This is a genomic window from Streptomyces sp. NPDC002044, from assembly GCF_040296725.1.
In the GTDB taxonomy this organism is placed as follows: domain Bacteria; phylum Actinomycetota; class Actinomycetes; order Streptomycetales; family Streptomycetaceae; genus Streptomyces; species Streptomyces antarcticus.
In genome coordinates this window covers 24,803-44,856 of the sequence record NZ_JBEOXU010000037.1, presented here as the reverse complement: position 1 = coordinate 44,856, position 20,054 = coordinate 24,803, and the positions used below count along the sequence as shown (strand labels likewise).

The window sequence follows — 20,054 nt, the reverse complement described above, 5'->3', positions numbered from 1 at the left end:
GCTCCGCGGCGCCCGCCGCCGCCCCGCCGGGGGCACGGCGTGAGCCCGGCGGAGCCGCCGCGCCGGCGGGTTCCCGGTCCCGGGCGGCCGCGGCCGGGGGAGCGGGCCCGGGCCGGCGCGGCGCGTCCCGCGTCCCGGCCCGCGACCCGCCGCCCCGCGGGACCGTCCAGGCCGCACACCATCCGGCTCGGCAGCCCCAGGCCCCGGCTGCGCCTGGTCGGCGTCGGGCTGACCCTCGTCATGCTCGCCTTCGTCGTACGGCTGCTCCAGGTGCAGGCCGTGGACGCGCCGGCCTTCTCCGCCGCGGCCTCCAAGAACCGCTACACCAGCGTCAAACTGGCCGCCGAGCGCGGTGAGATCACCGACCGCAAGGGCGTGGCCCTGGCCACCAGCGTCGACGCGTACGACATCACCGCCGACCCGAAGATGTTCACCCCGCAGGACAGCAAGGCCCCGGACGCCCCCGAGCAGGCCGCGGCCCTCCTCGCGCCCATCCTCGGCAAGGACGCCAAGGAGCTGGCGGCCCGGCTGAAGACCCCGAACACCCGCTACGTCGTGATCGCCTACCGCCAGACCCCCCAGGTCTGGAACCAGATCAAGGACCTCAAGCGGGTCTTCGCGGACAAGGCGGCCGCCGACAAGCGCGGCAACGGCCCCGGCGCCAACGTCCTGGCGGGCGTGTTCAACGAGAACAGCAGCAAGCGCGTGTACCCGGGCGGAGACCTCGCCGCCGGGATACTGGGTTACGTCAACGCCGAGGGCAAGGGCGGCGGCGGCCTGGAGTCCTCCCTCGACAAGAAGCTGTCCGGCAAGGACGGCGAGGTCACCTACGCCCAGTCCGGCGGCCGCCGGGTGCCCACCGCCGGATCCAGCGAGAAGCCCGCCGTACCCGGCGAGGACATCGAGCTGACGATCGACCGCGACATCCAGTGGGCGGCCCAGAGCGCCATCGCCGAGCAGGTCCAGAAGTCCGGGGCCGACCGCGGCTACGTCATCGTCCAGGACACCCTCACCGGCGAGATCCTCGCCATGGCCAACGCCCCCGGCTTCGACCCCAACGACCTGACCCGCGCCCGCTCCGCGGCCATGGGCAACGCGGCCCTCCAGGACGTGTACGAGCCGGGCTCCACCGCCAAGGTGATGTCCATGGCCGCCGTGCTGGAGGAGAAGAAGGCCACCCCCGGCACGCACGTGGAGGTCCCCAACCGGCTCCACCGCGGGGACCGGCTCTTCAAGGACGACATCGACCACCCGACCTGGTACCTGACCCTCAACGGGGTCCTCGCCAAGTCCTCCAACATCGGCACCATCCTGGCCACCGGACAGCTCGGCCGCACCCAGCCCGAGGCCAACAAGGTGCTGCACTCCTACCTCACCGAGTTCGGCATGGGGCAGCCCACCGGCCTGGGCTACCCCGGCGAGTCCCGCGGCATCCTCGCCCGGCCGGAGGACTGGTCCACTTCGCAGCAGTACACGATCCCCTTCGGCCAGGGCATGTCCCTCAACGCCATGCAGGCGGCCTCCGTGTACTCGACCATCGCCAACGGCGGGGTCCGCATCGAGCCGACCCTCGTGCGCGGCACCAAGGGACCCGACGGCCGCTTCACCCCGGCCCCGGCCCCGCAGCAGCGCCAGGTGGTCAGCAAGGAGACCGCCAGGACCCTCGCCGAGATGCTCGAATCCGTGGTCGACGACCAGGACGGCACCGGCACCAAGGCCCGCATCCCCGGCTACCGCGTCGGCGGCAAGACCGGCACCTCCAACCGGGTGGACCCGGCCACCGGCCGCTACAAGGGCTACACCGCCTCCTTCGCCGGGTTCGCACCCGCCGACAACCCCCGCGTCACCGTCTACTGCGCCATCCAGAACCCCACGAAGGGCAGCTACTTCGGCGGCCAGATCTGCGGCCCCATCTACAAGAAGGTCATGGAGTTCGCCCTCAAGACCCTCCAGGTCGCCCCCTCCGGAACCGCCCCCGCCGGACTTCCGGTCACCTTCGAACCCGGCCCGCAGTCCGGCCCGCAGCCCAGTCCGCAGCCCGCGCAGTGACCCACCGCCCGGGCGGCCCGCCAGAAATGCGTGAGGCACCACCAGTGACAACGATCACCCCGAAACCAGGGAACCAGCCCATCGCCGGCACCGGGGCCGGGCCCTCGCTTCGCGAGCGGCCCGCCGCGCCCGGTACGCTCACCGCCGTGTCCCACGCCGATCAGCCCAGAACCACCCAGAAGGACGCCCCGGCAGTGCCGCCGGGAGCGCCCCGGCCCGAGTCCGCCAGCCCGACGCCACTGGGCGAGCTGGCGGCGCTGCTGGGCCTGCCGGAACCGGCCGCCGCACAGATCACCGGCATCACCCACGACTCCCGTGCGGTACGCCCCGGAGACCTGTACGCGGCCCTGGCGGGCGCCCGCACCCACGGCGCCGACTTCGCCGCCCAGGCGGCCGGCCTCGGCGCGGCCGCCGTGCTGACCGACCCCGCGGGGGCGGAGCGCGCCGCCGCGACCGGACTGCCCGTCCTGACCGTCGAGGACCCGCGCGGCCGGGTCGGCGAGCTGGCCGCGGCGATCTACGGGCGGCCCGGCGAGGGCCTGCTCCAGATCGGCATCACCGGCACCTCCGGCAAGACCACCACGGCGTACCTCGTCGAAGGCGGCCTGCGCGCCGCGGGCCGCAGCACCGGGCTCGTCGGCACCGTCGAGATGCGCGTCGGGGACGAGCGGATCAAGTCCGAGCGGACCACCCCCGAGGCCACCGACCTGCAGGCGCTCTTCGCCGTCATGCGCGAACGCGGGGTCGAGGCCGTCGCCATGGAGGTCTCCAGCCACGCCCTGGTGCTCGGGCGCGTGGACGGCTGCGTCTTCGACGTCGCCGTCTTCAACAACCTGAGCCCGGAGCACATGGAGTTCCACTCCGACATGGAGGACTACTTCCAGGCGAAGGCGCGGCTGTTCACCGCGCGCCGCGCCCGCCTCGCCGTGGTCAACCTCGACGACGAGTACGGCCGCCGCCTGGCCAAGGAGGCGGCGATCCCGGTCACCACCTTCTCCGCCGCCGGCGACCCGGCCGCCGACTGGCGTGCCGAGGACGTGGTGTTCGGGCCGGCCAGCTCCACTCTGACCCTGACCGGTCCCGCCGGTCAGCGCGTCCGGGCCACCGCCCCGCTGCCCGGCCCGTTCAACGTCGCCAACACCGTCGCCGCGATCGTCACCCTCGCCGCCGCCGGCCTCGACCCGCAGACCGCCGCCGACGGCGTCGCCGCGGTCCCCGGGGTCCCCGGCCGGCTGGAGCGGGTGGACGCGGGGCAGCCGTACCTCGCCGTCGTCGACTACGCCCACAAGACGGACGCCGTCGAATCCGTCCTGCGCGCCCTGCGCGAGGTCACCGAGGGCCGGCTGCACATCGTGCTCGGCTGCGGCGGCGACCGCGACACCACCAAGCGCGGCCCCATGGGCGCCGCGGCCGCCCGGTACGCCGACACCGCCGTCCTGACCTCCGACAACCCGCGCTCCGAGGACCCCCTCGCGATCCTCGCGGCCATGCTCGAAGGCGCCGTATCCGTCCCCGCCGCCGAGCGCGGCACCGTCCTGGTCGACGCCGACCGGGCCGCGGCCATCGCCGCCGCCGTGGCGCGCGCCGAGCCCGGCGACACCGTCCTGGTGGCGGGCAAGGGCCACGAGCAGGGCCAGGACACCGCGGGGACCGTACGCCCCTTCGACGACCGCACGGTGCTCCGCGCCGCGATCGAACGCCGGGCCGTGCAGAGCAGAGCGACGAACACCCCCCAGGCCGAGGTGAACCAGTGATCGACCTCTCCCTCGCCGAGATCGCCGACATCACCGGCGGGCGGCCCCACGACATACCGGATCCGTCGGTGCGGATCAGCGGGCCCGTCGTCATCGACTCCCGCCAGGTGGAGGCCGGCAGCCTCTTCGCCGCCTTCGACGGCGAGCACGTCGACGGGCACGACTACGCGGAGCGCGCGGTCGCCGCGGGCGCGGCGGCCGTGCTCGCGGCCCGGCCGGTCGGCGTGCCCGCCATCGTCGTGCCCGACGTGGAGAAGGCGCTCGGCGCCCTCGCGCGGGCCGTCGTCGAACGCCTCGGCACCGACGTGGTGGCCCTGACGGGCTCCGCCGGCAAGACGTCCACCAAGGACCTCATCGCCCAGGTGCTCCAGGCCCACGCGCCCACGGTGTGGACGCCCGGCTCCCTCAACAACGAGATCGGCCTGCCCCTCACCGCCCTGAAGGCCACCGCGGAGACCCGGCACCTGGTGCTGGAGATGGGGGCCCGGGGGATCGGCCACATCGCGTACCTCACCGGCCTGACCCCGCCGCGCATCGGGCTCGTCCTGAACGTCGGCACCGCCCACATCGGCGAGTTCGGCGGCCGCGAGCAGATCGCGCAGGCCAAGGGAGAGCTGGTCGAGGCGCTGCCGTCCGAGGCCGAGGGCGGCATCGCCGTCCTCAACGCCGACGACCCGCTCGTACGCCCCATGTCGGCCCGCACCAAGGCCCGTACGGTCCTCTTCGGCGAGGCCGAGGACGCCGACGTACGGGCCACCGACGTGCGCATGACGGAGGCGGGCCTGCCCTCCTTCACACTCCACACACCCACCGGGTGCGGCGAAGTGACCTTGCGGCTGTACGGTGAGCACCACGTGTCGAACGCGCTCGCCGCGGCCGCCGTCGCCCATGTACTGGGCATGTCCGTCGAGGAGATCGCCACCGCGCTCTCCGGGGCGGGCACCTTGTCCCGGTGGCGGATGGAGGTCACCGAGCGGGCGGACGGTGTGACGATCGTCAACGACGCCTACAACGCGAACCCGGAGTCCATGCGGGCCGCTCTGCGCGCACTTGCCGCGATGGGGGGCTCCGCGCGGGCGAACGGGGGACGCACGTGGGCGGTGCTCGGCCCCATGGCCGAGCTCGGTGACGCATCGCTCGCCGAACACGACGCGGTGGGACGGCTTGCCGTCCGGCTCAACGTGAGCAAGCTCGTCGCAGTCGGGGGCAGGGAAGCGTCCTGGTTGCAACTGGGCGCATATAACGAGGGTTCGTGGGGTGAGGAGTCGGTGGTCGTGTCCGACGCGCAGGCGGCGGTCGACCTGTTGCGCAGTGAGCTGCGCCCGGGTGACGTCGTGCTGGTGAAGGCTTCGAGGTCGATCGGTCTGGAGCGGGTCGCGCTGGCATTGCTGGAGCGCGAGGGCGAGGTCGCCGACCGATGAGGCAGATCCTGTTCGCCGGAGTCATCGGCCTGTTCCTGACACTCGTCGGCACCCCGTTGCTGATCAAGCTGCTGGCCCGCAAGGGCTACGGCCAGTTCATCCGCGACGACGGCCCCCGCGGCCACGCCGGGAAGAAGGGCACGCCCACCATGGGCGGCATCTCCTTCATCCTGGCGACGCTCATCGCGTACGCCCTGACGAAGGTCATCACCGGTGAGCCGGTGAGCCTCTCGGGCCTGCTCGTGCTGTTCCTCATGGCGGGCATGGGCGTCGTCGGCTACCTCGACGACTACATCAAGATCGTCAAGCGGCGCTCGCTCGGCCTGCGGGCCAAGGCGAAGATGTCCGGGCAGCTGATCGTCGGCATCGCGTTCGCGGTGCTCGCGCTCCAGTTCAAGGACTCGCGCGGGCTCACCCCGGCCTCCGACAGGCTGTCGTTCGTCACGGACTTCGGCTGGTCGATCGGCCCGGTGCTGTTCGTGCTCTGGGCCCTGTTCATGATCCTGGCGATGTCCAACGGCGTGAACCTGACCGACGGTCTGGACGGCCTGGCCACCGGCGCCGCCGTGATGGTCTTCGGCGCCTACACCTTCATCGGCGTCTGGCAGTACCAGGAGTCCTGCGCCAACGCGCAGACCCTGCCCTACCCGAACGCCTGCTTCGAGGTACGGGATCCGCTCGACCTGGCCGTCGTCGCCTCCGCCCTGATGGGCGCCTGCTTCGGCTTCCTGTGGTGGAACACCTCGCCCGCGAAGATCTTCATGGGCGACACCGGCTCGCTGGCCCTCGGCGGCGCGCTCGCCGGCCTCGCGATCTGCTCCCGCACCGAGTTCCTGATGGCGCTCCTCGGCGGTCTCTTCGTCCTCATCACGATGTCGGTCGTCATCCAGGTCGGCTCCTTCAAGCTGACCGGCAAGCGCGTCTTCCGGATGGCACCGCTGCAGCACCACTTCGAACTCAAGGGGTGGTCCGAAGTCCTTGTGGTGGTCCGCTTCTGGATCATCCAGGGCATGTGCGTGATCGTGGGTCTCGGTCTCTTCTACGCGGGATGGGCAGCGGACAAGTGACGTCCTGGCAGGGCAAGAACATCACCGTCGCCGGTCTCGGCGTGAGCGGCATCAGTGCCGCCCGCGCCCTGGCCGGCTTCGGCGCATCCGTGACCGTCGTCGACGGCGGAGACAGCGAGGGCCACCGCGCCCGCGCCGCGGAGCTGGAGGCCGCCGGGATCGCGGTGCGCCTCGCGGACGCCGAGACCCTGCCCGAGGGGACCGACCTGGTCGTCACCTCGCCCGGCTGGAAGCCCGACAGCCCGCTCTTCGCGGCGGCCGCGAAGGCCGGTGTCGACGTGGTCGGCGACGTGGAGATCGCCTGGCAGCTGCGCGGCGAGAACGCCGCCCCCTGGCTCGCCATCACCGGCACCAACGGCAAGACCACCACCACCCAGATGCTGGCGTCGATCCTCAAGGCCGCCGGCCTGCGGACCGCGGCCGTCGGCAACATCGGGACCCCGATCATCGACGTGGTGCTCCAGGAGGGCGCGTACGACGTGCTCGCCGTCGAGCTCTCCAGCTACCAGCTGCACTGGGCGCCGTCCCTGCGCGCCCACTCCGCGGCCGTGCTCAACCTGGCCCCCGACCACCTCGACTGGCACGGCTCGATGGAGGCGTACGCCGCCGACAAGGGCCGCATCTACGAGGGCAACACGGTCGCCTGCGTCTACAACGTCGCCGACCGGGCCACCGAGGACCTCGTGGTGGAGGCCGACGTCGAAGAGGGCTGCCGCGCGATCGGCTTCACCCTCGGCGCCCCCGGCCCCTCCATGCTCGGCGTGGTCGACGGCATCCTCATCGACCGGGCCTTCGTCGCCGACCGCCACAAGAACGCCCAGGAGCTGGCGCAGGTCGAGGACGTCAACCCGCCCGCCCCGCACAACATCGCCAACGCCCTCGCCGCGGCCGCCCTGGCCCGCGCCTTCGGCGTCGAGCCGCGCGCGGTGCGCGACGGGCTGCGCAACTTCCGCCCGGACGCCCACCGCGTCGCGTACGTGGACGAGGTCGCCTCCGTCACGTACATCGACGACTCCAAGGCCACCAACACGCACGCCGCGGCGGCCTCCCTCGCGGCCTTCGAGCCGGTCGTGTGGATCGCCGGGGGCCTCGCCAAGGGCGCGACCTTCGACGAGCTCGTAGGCAAGTCCGCGAAGCGGCTGCGCGCCGTCGTGCTGATCGGCGCCGACCGGGCGCTGATCGCCGAGGCGCTGGCGCGACACGCGCCCGAGGTCCCGGTCACCGACCTCGACCGGACCGACACTGGGGCGATGCTCGCGGCGGTGCGGGAGGCGGCCCGGCTCGCCGAGCCCGGCGACACGGTCCTGCTGGCGCCCGCCTGCGCATCCATGGACATGTTCGCGAACTACAACAAGCGCGGGGACGCGTTCGCCGACGCGGTGCGCGAACTGGCCGCCGAGAGCGCCTAGGCCGAAGGCTCCGGGGCGGGTTCCCTCCGGCGGGCTGCTCGCCCCGTACGAGTGGAGGGGAAGATCACAGATGCCGGCCAAGCAGATGCTTCCGGGGCGGCGGCCGTCCGCCGCGAGGGCGCAGGGCCGCAAGCGCCCCGCGGTGCGTGTGAAGCGGCCCGCCGGGCGCGGGCCGCTGGCCCGGTTCCGGCGTACGCAGGAGCAGGTGCGCAGGGCCTGGGACCGTCCGCTCACCGCGTATTACCTGATTTTCGGCAGCTCGCTGCTCATCACCGTGCTCGGTCTCGTGATGGTCTACTCGGCCTCCATGATCAAGGCGCTGCAGCTCGGCCTCGGTGACGCCTACTTCTTCAAGAAGCAGTTCCTGGCCGCCCTGATCGGCGGCTGCCTGCTGCTCGCCGCCTCCCGGATGCCGGTCAAACTGCACCGGGCCCTGTCCTATCCGGTGCTCGCCGGCACACTGTTCCTGATGGCCCTGGTCCAGGTTCCCGGGATAGGGGTGTCGATCAACGGCAACCAGAACTGGATCTCCCTTGGCGGTCCGTTCATGCTGCAGCCCAGTGAGTTCGGCAAGCTGGCACTGATCCTCTGGGGCGCCGACCTGCTCGCGCGCAAGGGCGACAAGGCGCTCCTGAGCCAGTGGAAGCACCTGCTGGTGCCGCTGGTCCCGGTGGCGTTCCTGCTGCTCGGACTGATCATGCTCGGCGGCGACATGGGCACCGCGATGATCCTCGGGGCCATCCTGTTCGGCCTGCTCTGGCTCGCGGGCGCCCCGACGCGGCTGTTCGTGGGGGTGCTGGCGTTCGCGGGTGTGATCGTCGCACTTCTGATCAAGACGAGCCCGCACCGGATGGACCGGCTGGCGTGCCTCGGCGCGACAGAACCGGGCAAGAACGACCTTTGCTGGCAGGCCGTGCACGGGATCTATGCTCTCGCCTCGGGCGGCTGGTTCGGTTCCGGCCTGGGGGCCAGTGTGGAAAAATGGGGCCAACTACCCGAAGCCCACACGGACTTCATCTTCGCCATCACCGGGGAGGAACTGGGTCTGGCGGGGACGCTGTCGGTCCTCGCCCTGTTCGCGGCCCTAGGCTATGCGGGTATCCGCGTGGCCGGACGCACGGAGGACTCCTTCGTACGGTTTGCCGCGGGAGGCGTGACCACCTGGATCACGGCGCAAGCCGTGATCAACATCGGTGCGGTGCTCGGCCTGCTGCCGATCGCCGGAGTCCCGCTCCCGCTGTTCTCCTACGGGGGGTCGGCCCTGCTGCCGACGATGTTCGCGGTCGGACTGCTCATCGCCTTCGCGCGGGAGGAGCCGGCGGCACGCGCGGCCCTCGCGATGCGGCAGCCGAAAAGCGGCTGGAGGCGGACCGGGGTGAGATGGAAATCGATGAGACGGCGCGTCAAGAAGCGTCCGTCCGGAGAGCGGTGAATTTCGGTGCATGTCGTACTCGCCGGTGGGGGGACCGCCGGCCACATCGAGCCGGCGCTCGCCCTCGCGGACGCCCTGCGCAGGCAGGACCCTTCAGTGGGCATCACCGCCCTCGGCACGGAGCGCGGACTGGAAACCCGCCTGGTGCCGGAACGCGGCTACGAGCTGGGCCTGATCCCCGCCGTACCGCTGCCCCGCAAGCCCACCCCGGAGCTGATCACCGTCCCGGGACGGCTGCGCGGCACCATCAAGGCCGCGGAGGAGATCCTCCTGCGGACCAAGGCCGACTGCGTCGTCGGCTTCGGCGGCTACGTGGCCCTGCCCGGCTACCTCGCGGCCAAGCGGCTCGGGGTGCCGATCATCGTCCACGAGGCCAACGCCCGTCCCGGACTGGCCAATAAGATCGGCTCTCGGTACGCCCACGCCGTCGCGGTCTCCACCCCCGACAGCAAACTGCGCGGCGCCCGCTACGTCGGGATCCCGCTGCGCCGCACGATCTCCACCCTCGACCGGGCCGCCGTACGCCCCGAGGCGCGCGCCGCGTTCGGCCTGGACCCCAACCTGCCGACGCTGCTCGTCTCCGGCGGCTCGCAGGGCGCCCGCCGCCTCAACGAGGTGATCCAGGCGGTCGCCCCGACCCTCCAGCGCTCCGGGATCCAGATCCTGCACGCGGTGGGTCCGAAGAACGAACTGCCGCGTGTCGACAACATGCCCGGGATGCCGCCTTATGTGCCGGTACCGTACGTGGACCGGATGGACCTCGCGTACGCCGCCGCCGACATGATGCTGTGCCGCGCGGGTGCGATGACCGTCGCCGAACTGTCCGCCGTCGGGCTCCCGGCCGCCTACGTCCCGTTGCCGATCGGCAACGGCGAACAGCGGCTCAACGCCCAGCCGGTGGTCAAGGCCGGCGGCGGCCTGCTCGTGGACGACGCGGAGCTGACGCCCGAGTGGGTGCTCGGCCAGATCCTCCCGGTGCTGTCCGACCCGCACCGCCTGTACGAGATGTCCCGCGCCGCCGGCGAGTTCGGCCGCCGGGACGCCGACGAACTGCTGGTCGGCATGGTGTACGAGGCGATCGCGGCACACCGGGCCCGCTGAGGCGGGAACGCACAGACGCAGGAGGCACAGGAGTGGCCGGAGCGAGCACCGCACAGCGCGGCACACCGGGTTCTGGCGGGCCCTCCCGCAAGGGCCCCGGCGCTCCCGGGCGCCCGGGGCCCCCGAAGCCCGCCAAGCCGTCGAAGAGGTCCGGCCCGCAGGGGCCCGGCGGACGCCTGCGCCGGGGCCCCGTACTGGCCTCCCTGGCGGCCGCCCTGCTCCTCACCGGGGGCGGCGCCTGGGTGCTCTACGGCTCCTCCTGGCTCCGCGTCGAGAAGGTCACCGCCGCCGGCACGGACGTGCTCACTCCCGAGCAGGTCCTGGCCGCGGCGGCGGTCCCGGTCGGCGCCCCCCTGGTGAGCGTGGACACCGACGAGATCGAAAGCCGTGTCAGGGGACGCCTGTCCCGCATCGATTCGGTCGATGTCGTACGGGCCTGGCCGCACGGAATCGGGCTGAAAGTGACGGAACGCAAACCCGTCCTGCTCATCAAAAAGGGCGCCGACTTCGTGGAAGTGGACGCTTCGGGTGTGCGATTCGACACGGTTCCGAAAGCGCCGGGGGGCGTTCCGGTGCTGGAATTGAACGCGGCGGGCTCTCCCAGCGCCCGCCGCTTCGACGAGGAGCGGCTGCTCCACGAGGCCGTCCTCGTCGCCGGCTCGCTCCCCGGGCCGGTCGCCAAGGAGACCGTGCAGGTCAAGGTGGGTTCCTACGATTCGGTCCTGCTGGAGCTGACCCGGGGGCGGACCGTGGCCTGGGGCAGCGGCGAACAGAGTGACGCGAAGGGGCGTGCGTTGACCGCTTTGCTGAAAGCCGCGCCCAAGGCTGATCACTTCGACGTGAGCGTCCCCACCGCCCCTGCGGTGTCCGGGAGTTGACGTCGGGTCCAACACCGACGCACCCTGGTTGGCCAGCGATACGGGTGATCACATAGGGTGAAAAGAAAAACGGGAGGTTCGGCGTGTTCGTTGAACACGCGCTACTTGTCGACTTAGTGTCCTGTTCGGAAGAACCCAGGGAACAGACACACCCCTAACCCTAAACTTCAGGGTGAGGGTTCGGGTCGGCGCGTTAGAACCGTCCCTATTTCGGCATCAGTCGTCGCAACGCAGGCCCGCGAGGCGGCGACACGTAACTCGAGGCGAGAGGCCTTCGACGTGGCAGCACCGCAGAACTACCTCGCAGTCATCAAGGTCATCGGTGTCGGCGGCGGTGGTGTCAATGCCATCAACCGAATGATCGAGGTCGGTCTCAAGGGCGTCGAGTTCATCGCCATCAACACGGACGCCCAGGCGCTGTTGATGAGCGACGCCGACGTCAAGCTCGACGTCGGCCGCGAACTCACCCGGGGCCTCGGCGCCGGCGCCAACCCGGCCGTCGGTCGCAAGGCGGCAGAGGACCACCGCGAGGAGATCGAGGAGGTCCTCAAGGGGGCCGACATGGTCTTCGTCACCGCCGGTGAGGGCGGCGGCACCGGCACAGGCGGCGCACCCGTCGTCGCCAACATCGCGCGCTCGCTGGGCGCCCTGACGATCGGCGTGGTCACCCGCCCCTTCACCTTCGAGGGCAGGCGCCGGGCGAACCAGGCGGAGGACGGCATCGCCGAGCTCCGCGAAGAGGTCGACACCCTCATCGTCATCCCCAACGACCGGCTGCTGTCCATCTCGGACCGCCAGGTCAGCGTGCTCGACGCCTTCAAGTCGGCCGACCAGGTCCTGCTGTCGGGCGTCCAGGGCATCACCGATCTCATCACCACCCCGGGTCTGATCAACCTCGACTTCGCCGACGTCAAGTCCGTGATGTCCGAGGCCGGCTCGGCGCTGATGGGCATCGGCTCGGCACGCGGCGACGACCGCGCGGTGGCCGCGGCCGAGATGGCGATCTCCTCGCCGCTGCTGGAGGCGTCCATCGACGGAGCCCGCGGCGTGCTGCTCTCCATCTCCGGTGGCTCGGACCTCGGTCTCTTCGAGATCAACGAGGCCGCGCAGCTGGTGAGCGAGGCCGCGCACCCCGAGGCGAACATCATCTTCGGCGCCGTCATCGACGACGCGCTCGGCGACGAGGTACGGGTCACCGTCATCGCGGCCGGGTTCGACGGCGGACAGCCCCCGGCCCGCCGGGACAACGTCATCGGCGCCGCGTCCACGAAGCGCGAGGAGCCGGCCCCCGCGCCGGTCCGCTCGGCGGAGCCGGTCCGTCCGGCCTTCGGCGGCCTCGGCTCGGTCACCCCGCGCGAGGAGCCCCCGGCCCCCGTCGAGCCGGCCCCGGTCGAGGTCCAGACCCCCGCGCCGCAGGTCCCGACGGCCCGGCCGTACCAGGACAGCCCGGCCGAGGAACTGGATGTCCCGGACTTCTTGAAGTGACACCGGAGCAGCACCACGTGGGCGGCGCCCACTTCGCCTTCACCGACAGGTGGGGCGGAGTGAGCGCCGTTCCGTACGAAGAGCTCAACCTCGGCGGCGCGGTCGGAGACGACCCTGCCGCCGTTCTCGCGAACCGGGTCCGGGCGGCGGGGTCCCTGGGCATCGAGCCGGACCGGGTGGTCTGGATGAACCAGGTGCACGGCCGGGACGTCGCGGTGGTCGACGGACCGTGGGCCGCCGACGCGGACATCCCCCGTGTGGACGCCGTGGTGACCGCCCGCCGGGGGCTCGCCCTCGCCGTGCTCACCGCCGACTGCACGCCGGTCCTGCTGGCGGACCCCGTCGCCGGGGTCGTGGGGGCCGCGCACGCCGGGCGGCCGGGGCTGGTCGTGGGGGTGGTGCCCGCCGCCGTCGAGGCGATGGTGGCCCTCGGGGCCGAGCCGGGCCGGATCACCGCCCGTACCGGGCCCACGGTCTGCGGCCGCTGCTACGAGGTGCCCGCCGCCATGCGGGACGAGGTCGCCGCGGTGGTGCCGGCCGCCCGGGCCGAGACCAGCTGGGGCACACCGGCCGTCGACGTGGTCGCCGGAGTCCACGCGCAGCTCGCGGAGGCGGGGGTGATGGAGAGTCGCCGTTCCCCGGTCTGCACACTGGAGTCGCGGGACCACTTCTCGTACCGCCGTGACCGGGTGACCGGGCGGCTTGCCGGATATGTCTGGTTGGACTGAAAAATGACGGACCGTGAGTCGGAACTCGCCGGGAACCTGGCGCGGGTGGAGGAACGCATCTCGTCGGCCTGCGCGGCGGCGGGACGCGGGCGGGACGAGGTGACCCTCATCGTGGTCACCAAGACCCACCCGGCGAGTGACGTACGTCTGCTGGCGGACCTGGGTGTCCGTCATGTGGCGGAGAATCGCGACCAGGACGCCGCCCCCAAGGCGGAGACCTGCGCGGACCTGCCGCTCACCTGGCACTTCGTCGGCCAGTTGCAGACCAACAAAGTCCGTTCCGTGGCGGGATACGCGCACCTGGTGCAGTCGGTCGACCGGCCGAAGCTCGTGACGGCCCTGTCCGCGGCCGCCGCGAACGCGGGCCGGGAGCTCGGCTGCCTCGTACAGATCGCCCTCGACGCCGAGTCGGGCGGACGGGGGGCCCGCGGGGGCGCCGCACCGGAGCAGCTCGCGGAGTTGGCGGACCTCGTGGCCGGCTCGCCCGGACTGCGGATCGACGGGCTGATGACCGTCGCCCCGCTGACCGGTCCGTACGCGGGACGCGAACAGGCCGCTTTCGAGCGGCTGGTGGAATTGTCATCCCGGCTGCGCGCGGACCATCCGACTGCCACGATGGTCTCGGCCGGGATGAGCGCAGACCTGGAACAGGCCGTGGCGGCCGGTGCGACACATGTACGCGTCGGCACTGCGGTACTCGGCGCGAGACCCCGGCTCGGGTAACGTCGCGAAGAAAGTCGGACCACAGCAGAAAATATGGTCATTCCCGCTGATGGGCGGGCAGACCACGTGGATCGCGGGCAGTTGGTGACATTCGTGACACGGCGGCACCTGCGACAGGGCGATCCACCACAGAGCGGAGGACTCAGAGAATGGCCGGCGCGATGCGCAAGATGGCGGTCTACCTCGGCCTCGTGGAGGACGACCGGTACGACAACCCGGGGTATGACCCCGACGACGAGTTCGAGCCCGAGCCGGAACCCGAGCGAGCCCGAGACCGGGATCGCCGACAGCAGCCTGTTCACCAAGCGCCCGTATCGGACGAACCGGTACGAGTCGCACAGCCACCGGCGCAGCGGGAGCCCATCCCAATTCCGGTTGAAAACGGACGTCCTGCGCGAATCGCCCCCGTGGCATCCATCACACCCGATCGCTCGAACCTGGAGAAGAACGCCCCCGTGATCATGCCCAAGGTCGTCTCCGAGCGGGAGCCGTACCGCATCACGACGCTGCACCCCCGGACCTACAACGAGGCCCGTACCATCGGGGAACACTTCCGTGAGGGCACTCCGGTGATCATGAATCTCACGGAGATGGACGACACGGATGCGAAGCGTCTCGTGGACTTCGCCGCCGGTCTCGTCTTCGGTCTGCACGGCAGCATTGAACGCGTGACACAGAAGGTGTTCCTGCTGTCGCCTGCTAACGTCGATGTCACGGCGGAGGACAAGGCCCGCATCGCGGAGGGCGGGTTCTTCAACCAAAGCTAGACCGATCCGTCAGATACGGGACCGGGAACAGAGCGGAAGCTGGGGAGAGGGAAGCGCGGGATGGGTGTCGCACTACAGGTCGTCTACATCGCGCTGATGTGCTTCCTCATCGTGCTGATCTTCCGACTGGTCATGGACTACGTGTTCCAGTTCGCACGTTCATGGACACCCGGCAAGGCGATGGTGGTCGTTTTGGAGGCCACCTACACTGTCACCGATCCACCGCTCAAGCTTCTTCGGCGTTTCATCCCGCCGTTGCGTCTCGGGGGCGTGGCACTCGACCTGTCCTTCTTCGTTCTGATGATCATCGTTTACATCCTCATCAGTTTCGTGAGCACCGCTGCGAGAAGCGTGTGAACGATGTGCTCCCCCGCAGGCGCGGGGACAGTCCCGATACGGTCTTGCCGACTGCCGACGACTACGTAGAGGTGAAGAAGAGATGCCGCTGACCCCCGAGGACGTGCGGAACAAGCAGTTCACGACCGTCCGCCTCCGAGAAGGCTATGACGAGGACGAGGTCGATGCCTTCCTCGACGAGGTCGAGTCCGAACTGACGCGCCTGCTGCGCGAGAACGAGGACCTGCGCGCCAAGCTGGCCGCCGCCACGCGTGCCGCCGCGCAGAACCAGCAGCAGCAGGGCATGCGCAAGCCGGAACCCCAGGACCAGCGAGGCCCCGGCGCCCCCGTGCCCGCGGCCATATCCGGCCCGCCGCAGCAGCAGCCCCAGATGGGCCCGCCCCAGCTGCCGGGCGGCCAGCCGCAACTGCCGCCGGGCCCCGGCGGGAACGGACCGCAGGGCCCGGGCCCGATGGGCGGCCCCATGCAGCAGCACCCCATGGGCGGACCGCAGGGCATGGGCCAGCAGCAGTCCATGCAGCAGCAACAGCAGCAGCAACAGCAGCAGCAGTCGATGGGCGGACAGAACCCGCTCGGCCAGCCGATGGGCCAGCAGATGCAGCCCATGGGGCAGCAGATGCAGCCGATGGGGCAGCAGATGCAGCCCATGGGCCAGCCGATGCACCAGCAGCAGCCCCAGCAGCTTCCGCAGCAGAGCCCCGGTGGCGACAGTGCCGCCCGCGTCCTGTCGCTGGCGCAGCAGACCGCCGACCAGGCGATCGCGGAGGCCCGTTCCGAGGCCAACAAGATCGTCGGCGAGGCCCGGTCGCGCGCCGAGGGCCTGGAGCGGGACGCCCGCGCCAAGGCCGACGCGCTGGAGCGGGACGCGCAGGAGAAGCACCGCGTCGCGATGGGCTCCCTGGAGTCCGCCCGCGCCACGCTGGAGCGCAAGGTCGAGGACCTTCGGGGCTTCGAGCGCGAGTACCGCACGCGTCTGAAGTCCTACCTGGAGTCGCAGCTGCGTCAGCTGGAGACCCAGGCGGACGACTCGCTGGCCCCGCCGCGCAACCCGGGTGCCCCCTCGCTGCCGCCGTCGCCGTCGCCTTCGATGGCTCCCGCCGGTGCGATGGGCCACTCCATGGGCGGCCCGTCGATGGGCGGCCCGTCCCCCATGGGCGGTCCCTCCCCGATGGGTGCCCCGTCCTACGGCGGCAACCAGCAGCAGATGTCCCCGGCGATGACCCAGCCGATGGCTCCGGTGCGGCCGGCCGCGCCGCAGCCGATGCAGGCGCCGTCTCCCATGCGGGGCTTCCTGATCGACGAGGACGACAACTAGGCGCCGCGTTCGGCGTCGGCAGTCGCTTCACGGGCCGGGCCCGGTTCCCCTTCGGGGGTGCCGGGCCCGGCCCGTTTCGTGCGTCCCGGTGCCGGTGGCTGGGGCCGGTCCCAGTGGGGGTGCCGCTGTCGCGGGGCGGGTGCGGCTCACCGCCCTGGGGCTCCGCCCCAGACCCCGCGCCTCAAACGCCGGCGGGGCTGGAGGGGGCGTGCCTCAAACGCCGGCGGGGCTGGAGGGGGCGTGGCTCAAACGCCGGCGGGGCCGGAGGTGGAGCGGATCAGCCACCGGCGGGGCTGGAGGTGGAGCGGCATACGCAAGCGGCCCGTACCCCCCCGGGAGGGGAGGTGCGGGCCGCTGGGGTGGGGGGTTACGCCTTGCGGAGTTGGAAGGTGAGGGAGAGGGGCTCGTCCGTGAAGGGGGCGCCGTACGCGGCGTCCGCTTCGCCGGGGGCGAAGTCCACGGCCAGGACCTCGTCGGAGATCAGGGCCGCGTGGTCGGTCAGCGCCGTCACGACCTCGGGCTCCGGCGAGGACCACCGCAGGGCGATCCGGTCCGCCACGTCCAGGCCGGAGTTCTTGCGGGCCTCCTGGATCAGGCGGATCGCGTCACGGGCCAGGCCCGCCAGCCGCAGCTCGGGGGTGATCTCCAGGTCCAGGGCGACGGTCGCCCCGGAGTCGGAGGCGACCGACCAGCCCTCGCGCGGGGTCTCGGTGATGATGACCTCCTCCGGGGTGAGGGCCACCGTCTCGCCGTTCACCTCGACCTCGGCGAAGCCGGAGCGCAGGGCCAGGGACAGTGCCGCCGCGTCGGCGGCGGCCACCGCCTTCGCCACGTCCTGCACGCCCTTGCCGAAGCGCTTGCCCAGCGCACGGAAGTTGGCCTTCGCCGTGGTGTCCACCAGGGACCCGCCGACCTCCGAGAGGGACGCCAGCGAGGAGACGTTCAGCTCCTCCGTGATCTGGGACCGGAGCTCGGGGGAGAGGGCGTCGAAGCCCGTGACCCCGACCAGCGCGCGCGACAGCGGCTGGCGGGTCTTCACGCCCGACTCCGCGCGGGTGGCGCGGCCCAGCTCGACCAGGCGGCGCACCAGCTGCATGTGGCGGGAGAGGTCCGGGTCGACCTGCGCGGCGTCCGGCTCCGGCCAGGAACTGAGGTGCACGGACTCCGGCGCCTCCGGGGTGACCGGGACGATCATGTCCTGCCAGACCCGCTCCGTGATGAAGGGGGTCAGCGGGGCCATCAGGCGGGTCACCGTCTCCACCACGTCGTGGAGCGTGCGCAGCGCGGCCGGGTCACCCTGCCAGAAGCGGCGGCGCGAGCGGCGGACGTACCAGTTGGAGAGGTCGTCGACGAACGCCGACAGCAGCTTGCCGGCGCGCTGGGTGTCGTACGTCTCCATCGCCTCCGTCACCTCGGCGACAAGGGTGTGGAGTTCGGACAGCAGCCACCGGTCGAGCACCGTGCGGTCGGCCGGCGCCGGGTCGGCGGCGGACGGGGCCCAGTTCGACGTACGGGCGTACAGCGCCTGGAAGGCCACCGTGTTCCAGTACGTGAGGAGGGTCTTGCGCACGACCTCCTGGATCGTGCCGTGGCCCACGCGCCGCGCCGCCCACGGGGAGCCGCCCGCCGCCATGAACCAGCGGACGGCGTCCGCGCCGTGCTGGTCCATCAGCGGGATCGGCTGCAGGATGTTGCCCAGGTGCTTGGACATCTTGCGGCCGTCCTCGGCGAGGATGTGGCCGAGGCAGACCACGTTCTCGTACGCGGACTTGTCGAAGACGAGGGTGCCGACCGCCATGAGGGTGTAGAACCACCCGCGGGTCTGGTCGATGGCCTCCGAGATGAACTGCGCCGGGTAGCGCTTCTCGAAGATCTCCTTGTTCTTGTACGGGTAGCCCCACTGCGCGAACGGCATCGAACCCGAGTCGTACCAGGCGTCGATGACCTCGGGTACGCGGACGGCCTCCAGCGCGCAGCCCTCGTGCGTGCAGGTGAAGGTGACGTCGTCGATGTACGGGCGGTGCGGGTCCAGCGCCGACTGGTCGGTGCCCGTCAGCTCGGACAGCTCCGCGCGGGAGCCGACGCAGGTGAGGTGGTTCTCCTCGCAGCGCCAGATCGGCAGCGGGGTGCCCCAGTACCGGTTGCGGGACAGCGCCCAGTCGATGTTGTTGTTGAGCCAGTCGCCGAAGCGGCCCTGCTTGACGGAGTCCGGGAACCAGTTGGTCTTCTCGTTCTCCCGCAGCATCGCGTCCTTGACGGCGGTGGTGCGGACGTACCAGGACGGCTGCGCGTAGTAGAGCAGCGCCGTGTGACAGCGCCAGCAGTGCGGGTAGCTGTGCTCGTAGGCGATGTGCTTGAAGAGCAGGCCGCGCGCGTCGAGGTCGGCGGTCAGCTTCTCGTCGGCCTTCTTGAAGAAGACGCCGCCGACGAGCGGGATCTCCTCCTCGAAGGTGCCGTCGGGGCGGACCGGGTTCACGACGGGCAGGCCGTACGCGCGGCAGACCGCGAGGTCATCGGCGCCGAAGGCGGGGGACTGGTGGACGAGACCGGTGCCGTCCTCGGTCGTGACGTACTCGGCGTTCACGACGTAGTGGGCGGGCACCGGGCTTCCCTCGCCGGTGCTCGGGAACGCGACCAGGTCGAAGGGGCGCTGGTAGGTCCAGCGCTCCATCTCCTTGCCGGTGAAGGACGCGCCGGTGGCCGACCAGCCCTCGCCGAGGGACTTCTCCAGCAGCGGCTCGGCGACGACGACCTTCTCGGTCCCGTCGGTGGCCACGACGTACCGGACCTCCGGGTGCGCCGCGACGGCGGTGTTGGACACCAGGGTCCAGGGGGTCGTCGTCCAGACGAGGAGGGCCGCCTCGCCCGCGAGCGGGCCGGAGGTCAGCGGGAAGCGGACGTAGACGGAGGGGTCGACGACCGTCTCGTAGCCCTGGGCCAGCTCGTGGTCCGACAGGCCGGTGCCGCAGCGGGGGCACCAGGGGGCGACGCGGTGGTCCTGCGTGAGGAGGCCCTTGTTGAAGATCTCCTTCAGCGACCACCACACGGACTCGACGTACTCGGGGTCCATGGTCCGGTAGGCGTCGTCCAGGTCGACCCAGTAGCCCATGCGGGTCGTCAGCTCGGTGAACGCGTCGGTGTGGCGGGTCACGGACTCGCGGCACTTGGCGTTGAACTCGGCGATGCCGTACGCCTCGATGTCCTTCTTGCCGTTGAAGCCCAGTTCCTTCTCGACGGCGAGCTCGACGGGCAGGCCGTGGCAGTCCCAGCCGGCCTTGCGGGCCACGTGGTAGCCGCGCATCGTGCGGAACCGGGGGAAGACGTCCTTGAAGACGCGGGCCTCGATGTGGTGCGCGCCGGGCATGCCGTTCGCGGTGGGCGGGCCCTCGTAGAAGACCCACTCGGGGCGGCCCTCGGACTGCTCCAGGGTCTTGGCGAAGGTCTTGCTCTCGCGCCAGAAGTCGAGAACGGCGTGTTCGAGGGCGGGCAGGTCGACCTGGGCGGGTACCGGGCGGTACTGCGGCGGTGTGGTCATGAGGCTGAACTCTTCCTCCGGCGGGATGTCACT

15 protein-coding genes are annotated in these 20,054 nt (G+C 71.4%); 14 read left to right on the top strand and 1 reads right to left on the bottom strand.

The window, feature by feature from the left end; translation table 11 throughout:
• Nucleotides 1-39 precede the first annotated feature (39 nt).
• The 14 genes from ABT106_RS12780 (at nucleotide 40) to ABT106_RS12715 (ending at nucleotide 16,486) form a co-directional block, all read left to right on the top strand.
• Nucleotides 40-2,049: a peptidoglycan D,D-transpeptidase FtsI family protein gene (locus tag ABT106_RS12780; RefSeq protein WP_351275907.1), complete on the top strand. Its 2,010-nt coding sequence runs from the start codon at nucleotides 40-42 to the stop codon at nucleotides 2,047-2,049.
• 44 nt (nucleotides 2,050-2,093) lie between these two features.
• A complete protein-coding gene (locus tag ABT106_RS12775; RefSeq protein WP_351275905.1) occupies nucleotides 2,094-3,803 on the top strand; it encodes a UDP-N-acetylmuramoyl-L-alanyl-D-glutamate--2,6-diaminopimelate ligase in 1,710 nt (569 codons plus the stop codon).
• The gene (locus ABT106_RS12770) at nucleotides 3,800-5,224 is read left to right on the top strand and encodes a UDP-N-acetylmuramoyl-tripeptide--D-alanyl-D-alanine ligase (protein ID WP_351275903.1); all 1,425 of its coding nucleotides are present in this window, start codon (nucleotides 3,800-3,802) and stop codon (nucleotides 5,222-5,224) included. The genes ABT106_RS12775 and ABT106_RS12770 overlap by 4 nt, the downstream gene beginning before the upstream one ends.
• Nucleotides 5,221-6,291, top strand: coding sequence for a phospho-N-acetylmuramoyl-pentapeptide-transferase (mraY, locus tag ABT106_RS12765; protein ID WP_351275901.1), 1,071 nt, complete (start codon nucleotides 5,221-5,223; stop codon nucleotides 6,289-6,291). Before ABT106_RS12770 ends, mraY begins: the two co-directional genes overlap by 4 nt.
• Nucleotides 6,273-7,700 carry a UDP-N-acetylmuramoyl-L-alanine--D-glutamate ligase gene (murD, locus tag ABT106_RS12760; protein WP_351275899.1) on the top strand — a complete coding sequence of 476 codons (1,428 nt, stop codon included), beginning with the start codon at nucleotides 6,273-6,275 and terminating at the stop codon, nucleotides 7,698-7,700. Before mraY ends, murD begins: the two co-directional genes overlap by 19 nt.
• A 70-nt stretch (nucleotides 7,701-7,770) precedes the next feature.
• Complete coding sequence (gene ftsW, locus ABT106_RS12755) at nucleotides 7,771-9,132, top strand: putative lipid II flippase FtsW (RefSeq protein WP_351275897.1); 1,362 nt, start codon at nucleotides 7,771-7,773, stop codon at nucleotides 9,130-9,132.
• 6 nt (nucleotides 9,133-9,138) lie between these two features.
• Entirely contained in the window at nucleotides 9,139-10,233 is a 1,095-nt protein-coding gene (gene murG, locus ABT106_RS12750) for an undecaprenyldiphospho-muramoylpentapeptide beta-N-acetylglucosaminyltransferase (RefSeq protein ID WP_351275895.1), read from the top strand.
• Nucleotides 10,234-10,265: 32 nt separating this feature from the next.
• A complete protein-coding gene (locus ABT106_RS12745; protein ID WP_502979331.1) occupies nucleotides 10,266-11,111 on the top strand; it encodes a cell division protein FtsQ/DivIB in 846 nt (281 codons plus the stop codon).
• A gap of 279 nt (nucleotides 11,112-11,390) precedes the next feature.
• A complete protein-coding gene (gene ftsZ / locus ABT106_RS12740) occupies nucleotides 11,391-12,596 on the top strand; it encodes a cell division protein FtsZ (protein ID WP_351275893.1) in 1,206 nt (401 codons plus the stop codon).
• Complete coding sequence (pgeF, locus tag ABT106_RS12735; RefSeq protein WP_502979330.1) at nucleotides 12,593-13,324, top strand: peptidoglycan editing factor PgeF; 732 nt, start codon at nucleotides 12,593-12,595, stop codon at nucleotides 13,322-13,324. Before ftsZ ends, pgeF begins: the two co-directional genes overlap by 4 nt.
• Nucleotides 13,325-13,327: 3 nt before the next feature.
• Nucleotides 13,328-14,047, top strand: a complete 720-nt coding sequence (locus ABT106_RS12730; protein ID WP_351275891.1) for a YggS family pyridoxal phosphate-dependent enzyme — start codon at nucleotides 13,328-13,330, stop codon at nucleotides 14,045-14,047.
• A 149-nt stretch (nucleotides 14,048-14,196) separates the two neighbouring features.
• Entirely contained in the window at nucleotides 14,197-14,814 is a 618-nt protein-coding gene (locus tag ABT106_RS12725; protein ID WP_351275889.1) for a cell division protein SepF, read from the top strand.
• Nucleotides 14,815-14,874: 60 nt separating this feature from the next.
• Nucleotides 14,875-15,171: a YggT family protein gene (locus ABT106_RS12720; protein WP_030155988.1), complete on the top strand. Its 297-nt coding sequence runs from the start codon at nucleotides 14,875-14,877 to the stop codon at nucleotides 15,169-15,171.
• 82 nt (nucleotides 15,172-15,253) lie between these two features.
• Nucleotides 15,254-16,486 carry a DivIVA domain-containing protein gene (locus ABT106_RS12715; RefSeq protein WP_351275887.1) on the top strand — a complete coding sequence of 411 codons (1,233 nt, stop codon included), beginning with the start codon at nucleotides 15,254-15,256 and terminating at the stop codon, nucleotides 16,484-16,486.
• 367 nt (nucleotides 16,487-16,853) lie between these two features.
• Here the strand turns inward: ABT106_RS12715 and ileS are convergent, their stop codons facing one another.
• Nucleotides 16,854-20,021 (bottom strand): isoleucine--tRNA ligase, encoded by a 3,168-nt coding sequence (gene ileS, locus ABT106_RS12710; protein WP_351275885.1) that lies wholly within the window; start codon nucleotides 20,019-20,021, stop codon nucleotides 16,854-16,856.
• Between the last annotated feature and the right edge of the window lie 33 nt (nucleotides 20,022-20,054).